Origin of the sequence: Ruoffia tabacinasalis, from assembly GCF_005864045.1 — a bacterium.
Taxonomy (GTDB): domain Bacteria; phylum Bacillota; class Bacilli; order Lactobacillales; family Aerococcaceae; genus Ruoffia; species Ruoffia tabacinasalis.
The window spans coordinates 1-11,797 of record NZ_VBSP01000059.1 but is presented as its reverse complement, the minus strand read 5'-3'; the positions used below and the strand labels follow the sequence as shown (position 1 = coordinate 11,797).

Annotated in this window: 11 protein-coding genes and 2 pseudogenes; 5 read left to right on the top strand and 8 right to left on the bottom strand. The window is 33.9% G+C overall.

Annotated features, from left to right (window positions below):
* On the top strand, positions 1-151 hold a 151-nt coding region (locus FEZ33_RS11060; RefSeq protein ID WP_138405300.1), incomplete at its 5' end, for a transposase.
* A 94-nt stretch (positions 152-245) separates the two neighbouring features.
* Here FEZ33_RS11060 and gloA read toward each other — a convergent pair.
* The 3 genes from gloA to FEZ33_RS11045 form a co-directional block, all read right to left on the bottom strand.
* Positions 246-626: a lactoylglutathione lyase gene (gene gloA / locus FEZ33_RS11055; protein WP_138405438.1), complete on the bottom strand. Its 381-nt coding sequence runs from the start codon at positions 624-626 to the stop codon at positions 246-248.
* Positions 627-693: 67 nt separating this feature from the next.
* Positions 694-1,101, bottom strand: a complete 408-nt coding sequence (cdd, locus tag FEZ33_RS11050) for a cytidine deaminase (protein WP_138405437.1) — start codon at positions 1,099-1,101, stop codon at positions 694-696.
* 124 nt (positions 1,102-1,225) lie between these two features.
* Positions 1,226-1,492, bottom strand: coding sequence for a glutaredoxin (locus FEZ33_RS11045; protein WP_138405436.1), 267 nt, complete (start codon positions 1,490-1,492; stop codon positions 1,226-1,228).
* Positions 1,493-1,667: 175 nt separating this feature from the next.
* On the opposite strand from FEZ33_RS11045, the gene FEZ33_RS11040 reads away from it, so the two are divergent.
* Complete coding sequence (locus FEZ33_RS11040; RefSeq protein ID WP_138405435.1) at positions 1,668-2,513, top strand: DUF368 domain-containing protein; 846 nt, start codon at positions 1,668-1,670, stop codon at positions 2,511-2,513.
* Between the two features lie 71 nt (positions 2,514-2,584).
* Here the strand turns inward: FEZ33_RS11040 and FEZ33_RS11035 are convergent, their stop codons facing one another.
* Positions 2,585-3,583 (bottom strand): LacI family DNA-binding transcriptional regulator, encoded by a 999-nt coding sequence (locus tag FEZ33_RS11035; RefSeq protein ID WP_138405434.1) that lies wholly within the window; start codon positions 3,581-3,583, stop codon positions 2,585-2,587.
* A gap of 245 nt (positions 3,584-3,828) precedes the next feature.
* Here FEZ33_RS11035 and malQ point away from each other — a divergent pair, with 245 nt between their 5' ends.
* Together malQ and FEZ33_RS11025 are read left to right on the top strand one after the other, a co-directional pair.
* On the top strand, positions 3,829-5,472 hold the full coding sequence (gene malQ / locus FEZ33_RS11030; protein ID WP_268951522.1) for a 4-alpha-glucanotransferase: 1,644 nt from the start codon (positions 3,829-3,831) through the stop codon (positions 5,470-5,472).
* An 87-nt stretch (positions 5,473-5,559) separates the two neighbouring features.
* Entirely contained in the window at positions 5,560-7,845 is a 2,286-nt protein-coding gene (locus FEZ33_RS11025) for a glycogen/starch/alpha-glucan phosphorylase (RefSeq protein ID WP_138405432.1), read from the top strand.
* A gap of 64 nt (positions 7,846-7,909) precedes the next feature.
* Here FEZ33_RS11025 and FEZ33_RS11020 read toward each other — a convergent pair whose 3' ends face one another.
* Together FEZ33_RS11020 and FEZ33_RS11015 are read right to left on the bottom strand one after the other, a co-directional pair.
* Entirely contained in the window at positions 7,910-8,374 is a 465-nt protein-coding gene (locus FEZ33_RS11020) for an S-ribosylhomocysteine lyase (RefSeq protein ID WP_138405431.1), read from the bottom strand.
* Positions 8,375-8,542: 168 nt separating this feature from the next.
* A pseudogene (locus FEZ33_RS11015) lies at positions 8,543-9,613 on the bottom strand (glycoside hydrolase family 3 N-terminal domain-containing protein); the annotation flags it as partial.
* Between the two features lie 7 nt (positions 9,614-9,620).
* Between FEZ33_RS11015 and FEZ33_RS12780 the strand changes: the two are divergent.
* A pseudogene (locus tag FEZ33_RS12780) lies at positions 9,621-9,806 on the top strand (IS3 family transposase); the annotation flags it as partial.
* A gap of 83 nt (positions 9,807-9,889) precedes the next feature.
* On the opposite strand, the gene FEZ33_RS11005 reads toward FEZ33_RS12780, so the two are convergent.
* Entirely contained in the window at positions 9,890-10,594 is a 705-nt protein-coding gene (locus FEZ33_RS11005) for a FadR/GntR family transcriptional regulator (RefSeq protein ID WP_138405430.1), read from the bottom strand.
* Between the two features lie 95 nt (positions 10,595-10,689).
* Positions 10,690-11,511 carry a metallophosphoesterase gene (locus tag FEZ33_RS11000; protein ID WP_171031385.1) on the bottom strand — a complete coding sequence of 274 codons (822 nt, stop codon included), beginning with the start codon at positions 11,509-11,511 and terminating at the stop codon, positions 10,690-10,692.
* Positions 11,512-11,797: the final 286 nt, after the last annotated feature.

The window sequence follows — 11,797 nt, the reverse complement described above, 5'->3', positions numbered from 1 at the left end:
CGAAGGTATTAATAATAAAATTAAAGTATTGAAACGAACAGCCTACGGCTATCGAAATTACAGTCATTTTAGAGACCGTATTTTACTTATGACGCGATTATATGTCCCTCAGACAAATAAAAAAGATCAAGCAACAACTTATGCTGCTTGATCTTGATTAAAATGAGTCATCAACCCTATTTGACAAAGAGCCAAAAACCGCTACAAGCTTGAATTCAAGCTTGTAGCGGTTTTTTGGTGTCTTGTTATTTGTTAGACATTACTTCTAAACGGTATCCATCTGGATCTGTAATAAAGAAGTATGTAGTTGAATTATCTGATAAAGATTTCATTTCTGTCATTTCATAGCCAGATGCTTTTGCTTTTTCGAAAGTTTCTTCTAAGTTATCAACACCTAAAGCTAAATGACTGAATCCATTACCGATTGTATAAGGTTCTGAATCATAATTGTAAGTAAGCTCTAATTCAAAATCACTTCCAGGAACCGATAAGTATGATAAAGTAAATTTATCTTCCGGAAAATCTTTCTCGCGACTCACTTCAAAATCAAATACACCCATATAGAATTCTTTTGATGCTTTTAAATCTTGTACACGAATACAAGCATGTAGTAATGTTTGTGCCATTCCCTCACTCCTCATTTATAATAAATTAAATATATCAGACAAACGAATGACAAACAAATTATTGGCCTTACATATCCATCGTTGAGAATGCAAATGGTACTAAACCTTCCACACTAGTTTCTAAAACTTTCCCATCCTTACGCGTTAAGTATACAGGTGTCTCGGGCTCACAAAATTCGACCATCACTTGACGACAAATACTGCAAGGCGGTAGAAATTCATCTGTATCGCCTGAAACCGCAATCGCTTTAATCGTTTTAGGTTGATAACCTTGACTGATTGCTGTGAAAATTGCGCTACGTTCTGCACAATTAGTTGCACCGAAGGAAACGTTTTCAATGTTGACCCCAGTAAATAATTCTCCATCGTTCATTTCGATGGCTGCACCAACTCTAAAATTTGAATAAGGAGAATACGAATTAGGCTTAATATTTATTGCTTCTTCAACTAAATTATCTATCTTTTCTTGCTTCATACTAACACCATCCTTTTATTTGTAACTATATTATAGCTTATTATCAGTTAAAATAATTATTTTTTGTCAAAAAAAGTCTTTTAAGTGAAGAAGTTACCCCTCATTTAAAAAACTTTATACATGACTAGTTATCAAATTTATTTCTTAATTGTTCTCCATCAAAAAGGTACTCTTTATCTTCTGTTACTAAAACTGGGATACCTACTTGATTTGTTTCTTTTTTATCATTAAAGACAGCTTCATTATCACGAACTGCCAAGAATTCTTTTAGGTTAGAAATCGATTCAGTGATATTCACACTTTTGAAACGAACCTCTAAACGGTTTAACTCATTTAGAAACGATTTGGTGTCTGGACATACATCACTATAATATAAAATATTGTTTTCCATTTTTTCACTCCTATTTTTTTCCTAATTTATTTATACGTTACATTCCTCATAATTTCATCTATTTTGATTTGCTCATCATTCAACTTTTAAGTATAATTGGACAATGAGTGATAAAATTCGATAGAAAAAACTTGAATTCTATTTAATATTTATTGTCATATTAATGGAGGTAACAATGGAGAAAAATGAAAAAAACGATAACCAAAGTTGGTTGCTTCGTTTCGTAAAAGGTATGTTTGTTGGATCAGGCTTTATTGTTCCTGGTGTTAGCGGGGGTGCACTCGCAGCAATCTTCGGTATCTATGAAAGAATCATTAATTTTTTAGCTAATATTACTAAAAACTTTAAAGAAAATGTTCGCTTCTTTTTACCGGTTGGTATTGGGGCGTTGGTAGGTATTGCCATTCTTTCTTGGGGAATTAGTTATTTACTTGGTTCTTTCGAAGTCATTATTACTTGGTTCTTTATTGGTGCTATTGTTGGAACCGCTCCGGCTCTTTGGGCTGAAGCTGGAAAAGAAGGGCGTGATAGAAAAGATTATATAATTATGATCATCGCTTTTGTTTTCGGTATTATTCTACTTGGTTTTGGGAATCAGCTATTCAATGGTGCGGTTCAACCAAGTTTTATTGCTTGGATGGTCTGTGGTGCTTTAATTGCATTGGGAATCTTAATCCCCGGAATGAGCCCATCAAACTTTATTCTATATATGGATTTATATCAAGCAATGGCAGACGGATTTAAAACTTTTGATTTGGTTATCATTATTCCAATCGGAATTGGTGGTTTAATCACTATTTTATTACTTGCTAGAGTGATCGAGAAGATTTTCAGTACAAATTATAGTGAATTCTTCCACTTTATCGTTGGAATTGTGTTGGCATCAACTATAATGATTGTACCTCTTGGTTCAAAATACGCTGGCTTTAGCTTTTTAGAATTCTTGATGTGTTTTGTATTATTCACTCTGGGTGCTCTTTTAGGCTGGTGGATGTCACAACTTGAAAATCGTTATAAGTAAACTAATATTTAATAAAGCTCCTCATTTAATCCTGATATTGGGTTAAATGAGGAGCTTTTTGGTACAGCTGATTATAAGACTAGTTCTCCTTCGACAATTTCTTGGATATATCTTTGTGTATTATTCTCTGCATGCTTAAATGTAATTATGTCTAAAAGCATCGACAGTGCGCTATTCCCTAATTTTTGAGCATTAATATCCATGAATAACTCGTACTTTTCACAAGATTTATGAGACTCATATGCTTTAAAAGTTGCCATTGGAATAGGCTCTTTTCCAGCTGTTTCCCAGCCAGAACGAATCCCCCGAGCAACCAGCTGGTCAGCTATAACCACCCCATCTAATTCGGGCAATTCTAATAATTTTTCAGCTAATTGATATCCCACGTTTGATAGGAATTGAAACTCATTAAATACAAGCGACTGATCCACTTCTATCCCATGCTCTTCAAGCGCTTTACGATACCCTTCATATCTTAATTCAATAAAGTTTAACGACTTATCTCCCCCAACAAAAGCAATCTTTTTCCTGCCTTGCTTAATAATTTGAGAAGTTATTTCATATGACATGCCTTCATTGTCATTATCCACTGAGTTCACCGCCTTAATTGTTGGCGTTCCAATAACAACAAAAGGAAAATTAATTTCTTTTAAGAAGTGAATAATTTTATCATTTATTTTTGAATAAAGAAAAATCAATCCATCGACTTGTTTACCAAATACCATAGTCTTAATTCGATCAAGTCTCTCATCTTCCGTATTTCCTGAACTTAAAAGTAATGTATACTTTTCTTCATTCGCCACTTCATTCATACCACGTAATACAGTTGGAAAGAATGGATTTTGATAGAATGTATCTGTATTATCTGGCAATACTAAGCCAATAATACGTGAGGTACTATTAACAAGACTTCTTGCGTTCATATTTGGATAATACTTTAATTCATCCATAATTGTTCTAACTTTTGTCTTTGTCTTTTCACTGATTGATGGGCTATTTGATATAACCCTAGAAACAGTAGAGGGAGAAACTCCTGCTACTCTAGCAACATCTTTTATTGTTACTGACATTTTTACACCTCAATCTGATAATTCGTCCCTTTTACGCAAACGATTGCGTTTTTTTAATTATACTAAAACATTGTCCTTAAAGCAATCACAGTCTGTAATAAAATATTTTAATCGCTTTCATTACGAAAACGTTTGTTTTTTATTTGTTTCTCTCTTATAATGGAATTGTATTAATTATTACATCTCCTTTTCGTTATGTAAGAGTTTTCAGTTATCTTAGCGAAAGCTTTTGCATAACGGAAAGGATACAAGAAAATTATTTTAGTAGGAGGTTATACAATTTGACACGTACAAGTGGTGTATTAATGCACATATCATCATTGCCAGGCCCTTTTGGCATTGGAACATTTGGACAATCTGCTTATGATTTTGTTGATTTTCTAAAAGAGACGAAACAAACTCATTGGCAAATTCTTCCGTTAACAACAACCAGTTACGGTGACTCGCCTTATCAGTCCTTTTCAGCTTTTGCGGGTAATACGTATTTTATAGACTATACTCTTTTGGAAGAAGATGGTTTATTAGAGAAAAATGATTATGAATCGGTCAACTTTGGAGATGATCCCGAAAAAGTGGATTATAGTTTAATTTACAAAGTTAAACGCCCTATCTTAGAAAAAGCTGTGAAACGGTTTATTGAACTGGGTGACTTTGACGATTACTACCGCTTTGAAGAAGCAAATAAGGATTGGCTCATTGATTTTAGTGAATTTATGAGTATTAAAGAAAGTTTCAATGAAGAACCTTGGTATAACTGGGACGAAGCGAGTATTAATCGAGAACCTGAAACAATGAAGGAATATCGTGAGACACTCAGTGATCAAATTAATTATCATAAAGTGACTCAATATTTATTCTTTAAACAATATAATCAATTAAAGAAATATGCGAATGATAATCACATTCAAATTGTTGGGGACATCCCTATCTACGTATCTAGAGATAGTGTAGAAATGTGGGCAACACCTCAATACTTCAAGATGAAGAACAAAGTAGAACCAACGCATGTTGCTGGAACACCGCCAGATAGCTTTTCAGATGACGGGCAATTCTGGGGGAATCCAATTTATGATTGGGAATATATGAAGGAAAATGGCTATGACTGGTGGATTTGGAGATTAAAAGAAAGCTTTAATCTATACGATGTTGTTCGTATTGACCATTTCCGTGGGTTTGAATCTTTCTGGGAAGTTCCTTACGGATCAAAATCATCGGCAGCGGGTCAATGGACAAAAGGTCCTGGCTATGACTTATTCAAACATATTACTGATGCCCTTGGTGAACTAAATATTATTGCTGAAGACTTAGGTTTCATGACTCAAGAAGTTATTGATATGCGTGATAAGACTGGTTATCCTGGTATGAAGATTTTACAATTTGGTTTTAATGGTTTCGAGGATAGTATCGAACTACCTCATAACTACATTCCGAATACTGCAGCCTATGTGGGAACGCATGATAATATGACTGCTCGTGGATGGTATGAAGATACTACGAACCAAGCAATGAGAGACCAGTTAGATTCTTACTTAAACAGACGCTCTGGAGAAAAAATCTCTGAGGCATTAAACCGTGGAATCGCTTCTTCTGTGAGTGATTTCGCCATTTACACAATGCAAGACTTACTCGATTTAGATAATAGTGCCCGAATGAATGAACCATCAACCATTGGGCATAACTGGCAATGGCGTATGTTAGACGGTGCGATTGATGAACCTCTTAAAGAGTCATTAACTAAACTCACTGTCGAGTACTTCCGTGCACCTCAACAATATAACCCTGAGCAAAATGAAGAAAATACGGATGAATACGTTGAGTTGGAAGCATCAGACACTAAAGGTGAGTATCACCCAGCACCAGAATTAGATGATGTGGAAACAGATATATAAGAGTTATTAGTGTCTATTTACTTTTATAATCAGTAATATATATGTAGTACGTTACTTAAAATAAATCAACCCATAAAGGAGTTCAAAATGAGTATTTTAGAAAATTATGTTTTAGATAACTTTGATAAGCCGATTCGTGAGTGTTCGGATCAAGAGATGTATAAGGTCTTACTAGATCTTGTTCGTGACAAATCACGTGAATTACCTACAAATGATGACAAAAAGAAGAAATTATACTACTTTAGTGCGGAGTTCTTAATTGGTAAATTATTATCAAATAACCTTTTAAACTTAGGTATTTACGATGAAGTAAACAATGAGTTAATCGCCAATGGTAAAAACATCATGGACATTGAGCAAGCAGAATTAGAACCTTCATTAGGTAATGGTGGATTAGGTCGTTTAGCAGCTTGTTTTGTCGATTCAATTACAACTTTAGGTATTAATGGTGATGGTGTTGGACTGAATTATCATTTTGGTTTATTTAAACAAGTCTTTAAAGATAACCAACAAACTCAACTCCCTGATCCATGGATTACGGAAGAATCATGGTTAATCAAAAACGAAAAATCATATGAAGTGCCATTTAATAACTTTACTCTAAAATCAACTTTATATGATATCGATGTCTTAGGTTATAATAGCGATACTCGAAATCGATTACGACTGTTCGACTTAGATTCAGTAACAAGTGATATTATCGAAGAAGGAACGATTCACTTTGATAAGACTAATATCGAAGAAAACTTAACATTATTCCTATACCCTGATGATTCAGACCGTGAAGGAGAATTATTAAGAATTTTCCAACAATACTATATGGTATCGAACGGTGCGCAGTTGATTCTTGATGAAGCTGTTGCTCGTGGAAGTAATTTACACGATTTAGCAGAATATGCAGTCATTCAAATTAACGATACTCACCCTGCTTTCGTTATTCCAGAAATGATTCGTCTATTAACACAACGTGGTATTGATTTTGATGAAGCCATTCAAATCACTCAAACAATGACAGCATTCACTAACCATACAATCTTAGCTGAAGCTTTAGAAAAATGGCCAATAGATGAATTAGAACAAGTTATGCCAGAAATTGCGAACATTATCCGTGAATTAGATAATCGTAAAAAAGATGAATTCCCTAATAATCACGCCGTATCAATTATTGATGAACACGACCGTGTACATATGGCACATATGGCTATTCATTATGGTTACAGTATCAATGGAGTGGCTGCATTACATACTGAAATCTTAAAAAATTCAGAATTAAAAGCATTCTTTGATATTTATCCGAATAAATTTATTAACAAAACAAACGGTATTACGTTCCGTCGTTGGATTATGGACGCAAATAAAGAACTTGCTGACTTCATTGATGACCTTATTTCAGATGAGTGGAGAACTTCAGCGAATCTAGAACCATTATTAGACTTTAAAGATGATGAAAATGTCCTTACTAAATTGCGTGCAATAAAGTTTAATAATAAACAACGTCTAAGTCATCGATTAGAAACTATGCAAAATGTTACGATTAACGAACATTCAATTATTGATGTTCATATCAAACGTATTCATGAATACAAACGTCAACAAATGTTATTACTTTATATCATTCATAAATACAATGACATTAAGAATGGTAATATTCCAAAAACACCAATTACAATTATCTTTGGTGGTAAAGCTGCAGCAGCTTATACAATCGCAAGAGATATTATCCATGCTATCTTAACTGTATCTGAAATTATCGCCAATGATGATGAGGTCAATGAGCATTTCCAAGTAGTTATGGTAGAAAACTATAACGTAACGCATGCACAGTACTTAATTCCGGCTACAGACATTTCAGAACAAATTTCGCTCGCATCTAAAGAAGCAAGTGGAACAGGTAACATGAAATTCATGCTGAATGGTGCCTTAACATTATGTACTTTAGATGGTGCTAACGTTGAGATTGCCGATTTAGTTGGTGAGGAAAATATCTATATCTTCGGTAAACGAAGTGAGGAAATCGTAGATTTATATGCTACAAATGGTTACAACGCTCGTTCATACTATGAACGCGAAACAATTAAACCGTTAGTTGATTTCTTAATGGATCCTAAGATGCTTGAATTAGGTGACGAAGGTCGCTTATCTCGCTTACATTATGACATGATTAACAAAGATTACTTCATGGCTTTAATTGATCTTGAAGAATTCATTGAAATCAAAGAGAAAGTTTATGAAGATTACGAAGACCACGATACATGGACTCGTAAAGCATTAATAAACATTGCTAAAGCAGGATTCTTCTCTTCAGATAGAACAATTAATGAATATAACCGTGATATCTGGCATTTAGAACAAGAAATTAAAAACGTAAATTAATATAATGTTTTGATACATGAGCAAAAGGGCAATTCCGTTTGGAATTGCCCTTTTTTTGTTCAAATTAAATAACTTTACGTTCAAATGGCTCGATACTAATTCCGTCATTCAATACTTGTTTTGCATATTCTTTTGCTGCAAATAACGAGTGGTCTTTATAATTTCCACATTCGATTGCTATTGTTGCTTCAATCACATCTGCTTCAATAATTATATTTAAGACTTTCTTTAATGCTTCTGCAATCTCTTCTGGACTGTGATCATTCCAAGCAACCATGTAGAAACCAGTACGGCAACCCATTGGCGAGATATCGATAAGACCTTCGATTTCATCACGCATATGAATTGCTAAGAAGTGCTCTAATGTATGAACAGCACTGGTTGGTAAAGTATCTTTGTTAGGTTGCAGAAATCTTAAATCATACTTCTCAATTACTGCTCCCTTTTCATGCTCTTCTTTACCCGCTAATCTTACATAAGGTGCTTTTACTTTGTTATGATCTAACGAAAAACTTTCTACTTTAGCCATTATCATTGTCCTCCTTGTTTTATATAGACGTATTCTTGTTTTCTTTCATATCATATCTTAACATAACCTAGAATAAAGGTCATTTAAGAAATATTTCAGACAAAAAAACCCAGCAAGCACCGGGGGAGATGCTTGCTGGATTCGGAGATTTTGAATGTTTTAGTTATATTATTTTCTATCTCTCCAAAGTTTTGTATCCCATAAACCACAGAATGGATCTGCTGAGCTTACACCTTTGAATTCAGATTCGCCAGCTAATTTCTTAACTAGTTCTTCCATTGTTACTAACATACCATCGTAAGTATTAATGTATGTACCTACTTGTGGAACGTCAGCTAAATCGAATGGATTTTGAACTGAAACATAAATAGTTGGAATTTCGTGTACATAGAATGGGCTATCTGGAGTACCTTTAGACGCTGGCCAAATAGTACGTTGGATAGTACCACCACTGTTAACATCTCCAACATTAATGATTAAATCATAGTTATCAGTTAAGTTAGCAATTGGTTGTTTCTGAGCATAAACGTTCGCAATAGCTGCTCCACGTTCTTCTTCAGGTAACTTCATGATTTTCTCTTGAGTTGATTCCCAAATTAAAACTTCATGTCCGCGTTCTTCTAATAATGCTTTCAATATGTCAAGTGCTTTTGGTTTATTACCAGCGATCATAGCACCGAATCCACCTTTAATACCTGATACTGGTACTAATAAGATACGTTTGTAACGTTCTGGTCTTACTGGGAATAAATCTTTTTGTTTATCTTTAACTAAAGTGATTGCTTTATCTGCAACTTCACGAACAACTTCTGTGTTAGCTTCTGTTGCGATTTTTGATAGAGCTTCTTCTTTCGGTAACATAATTTCTTCACGTGGAGTATTATGTAAACCAATTTTAGCTTTAAGACCTAAAGTACGATGAATTGCATCGTGTAAACGTTCTTCAGTTAATAGACCGTTTTCTAGTCCTTCTTTCATCCATTGGAAGTCTTCGTCTGGATCAAAGAAGAATAAGAATAAGTCACATCCAGCTTCAATCGCTGTTGGTAACATTTCACGACGAGGTAATGAAGCAGTCATCGCTACCATGTGTGAAGCATCTGTTACGATAATACCGTTAGATCCAACTTTACCACGTAATAATTCGTCTAATAAAGTTTTGTTTAATGACGCTGGTAAGAAATCATCTTCGTCACGTTCTGGGTGTAATGCTTTTTCTTATTCTGGTAAGTGAATATGTTCAGGAGGGAACAGTCTAGATAATGCACCGGTGGAAAACTTTTTTGGTTTATTGAAGCAAGAAATGTACTGCGGTGAAACAATTGAAAGTATCGGGGAGTTAGAAGTACGAATCAGATCATATATTTACTGGTACAATCACGAATGTATTAATACAAAACTAAGTGGCTTGTCACCTATTCAATATAGGTGACAAGCCACTTAGAAAAATATTCGATTAAAGTCCATTTTTAAGGGTCACTACATTTAGTGGTGTTTTTCAAGTTTGTCTACTTTTTATTCTTTTTTCAAGTTGTTTTTCTTATTTTGTGATAAACTTCTGCGGTTCCTTACAATATGAATTCGCATAACATCTTCTGCCAGAATTGGATCTCTACTTCTAATTGCATCAACAATCTCTCTATGCGATACAATCGTTTCATCTTTAATTCGGTTACTCGTGTAATAATCATTATAAAGTGAAATTGATTGATTAATCACCGGAACTAAGTTTGACATAACTACGTTGCCACTCATCTCAGATACTAACTTGTGAAATTCAATATCTTTCTCAAAATGTTTATCACTGAATTCGCCGATTTTTTCTTCAATTTCAAGACGAATTTTATCTAATTCTTCGATTTGTTCTTCAGTTGCATTTGTCGCTGCAAGACCAGCAACACGTGGTTCTAGAAGATACCTAATCTCAAATAAGTCTTCTGTTAGTTTAAGTGTATCTTTTACAAAGTTAAATCCCAGTGGATCATCAACGATTCCTGTATTCTCACTAACATAAGTTCCTGAGCCTTGTCTGACTTCAAGAATATTACGTGATACAAGCGTACGAACAGCTTCTCTTAAAGTACTTCGCCCGACATTCACTTCTTCTGCTAACTTATATTCGTTCGGAAGTTTATCTCCTGTGGATAAGTTATTCGTAATAATGTAATTTAAGATAGACTCACTTGTTTGTTCAATTAAAGACTTAGCAGTCCCTTCCATATTCTTTCCTCCATATCATCTGATGTCTTCTATCATATATTACACTTTTTTTACGTTTTTGCAAATGCTTTCAGTGTGTTTTAATCGGCTTCACATCATTTTATATCATATATGTATAGAGCATTTTGGATTTCTTTACGCATATCCTTTGAGCCCCATTCTTTTACATAACCCAGTGAATTCGTTATGTAAAGCGTTCCTTCCCTCTCAACTTCTCCTCTAAAATGAACATGACCCATAATACTTTTCTCGATGGGGTACTTTTCATATAAGGATAGTAAATCATCTGTACCAATATAAGCATTAAAAAAATCGAAGACTCTATGAGGTAATGGCATCGTAAATTCTGGAATAGTAATCATATGAGTGACTAAAATGTAGCTTTCAGCTTGTAGTTTTTGGATATCTTTTTCGATGATTTCTGCAAAGTATTTCGACATTTCTGGATCTTCTTTTGGCCATTGGATATATTTCTTATCTTGCCAAGTCACACCTTTATAGCGCCCTTTTTTAATTTTGTCTAAGCTAAATTTTTCTTTATTGTATTTCACATAATTGTACCAAGCTGTATGACCAACTAGACCAACATTATTATTCAACATGATTGGTGATTCGATGAGACATTGTGGATGTTCTTTGTATTGTCTATAGATGTTCATCGTATTTATATCTGCTTTATCTGATGCTCGGTCCCATAAATCATGATTGCCAGGAATAAAATACACTTGAATATTAGTTTGACTTTGTAGTTTTTCAACAAAATCCGTTGTTGTCTTGTAACTATTCGTAATATCTCCACCGATAACTAGCGTCTCTATGGTATTCTTCTTAATTATTTCTGACATGATGTCTAAATAATCTTGAACTTCATAAGTAAAGTTGTCTACATGTAAATCTGAAATAAAGCCTATTCGCATATTCATTCGCCTCCTTTTATTTATAATCCTGTGAAATATAAAAACGGTCCTTGTTTGTTATAAATATGCTCTTAAAGCACAGTATATAACAAATTAAGAACCGTTTCCTAATTAATTATGGTTCTACAATAAATAGGGTTGATGACAAAAATTAAAATGTCATCAACCCTATCTTTGTGTCTTCTAAAAGACGCAGATATTCGTTATATTAAAAGTACCACCAAATAACATAAGGAGAATATCTACGCATGAACCATTTTATCCAAAAAACCTTTCAATTAAAAGA

Bases quoted from the DNA above. Each gene is read 5' to 3' on its own strand.
- FEZ33_RS11020 (WP_138405431.1), bottom strand. From the start codon at position 8,374: ATGGCTAAAGTAGAAAGTTTTTCGTTAGATCATAACAAAGTAAAAGCA.
- FEZ33_RS11045 (WP_138405436.1), bottom strand. From the start codon at position 1,492: ATGGAAAACAATATTTTATATTATAGTGATGTATGTCCAGACACCAAA.
- FEZ33_RS11000 (WP_171031385.1), bottom strand. From the start codon at position 11,511: ATGCGAATAGGCTTTATTTCAGATTTACATGTAGACAACTTTACTTAT.
- FEZ33_RS11005 (WP_138405430.1), bottom strand. From the start codon at position 10,594: ATGGAAGGGACTGCTAAGTCTTTAATTGAACAAACAAGTGAGTCTATC.
- FEZ33_RS11035 (WP_138405434.1), bottom strand. From the start codon at position 3,583: ATGTCAGTAACAATAAAAGATGTTGCTAGAGTAGCAGGAGTTTCTCCC.
- cdd (WP_138405437.1), bottom strand. From the start codon at position 1,101: ATGAAGCAAGAAAAGATAGATAATTTAGTTGAAGAAGCAATAAATATT.
- FEZ33_RS11025 (WP_138405432.1), top strand. From the start codon at position 5,560: ATGAGTATTTTAGAAAATTATGTTTTAGATAACTTTGATAAGCCGATT.
- gloA (WP_138405438.1), bottom strand. From the start codon at position 626: ATGGCACAAACATTACTACATGCTTGTATTCGTGTACAAGATTTAAAA.
- FEZ33_RS11040 (WP_138405435.1), top strand. From the start codon at position 1,668: ATGGAGAAAAATGAAAAAAACGATAACCAAAGTTGGTTGCTTCGTTTC.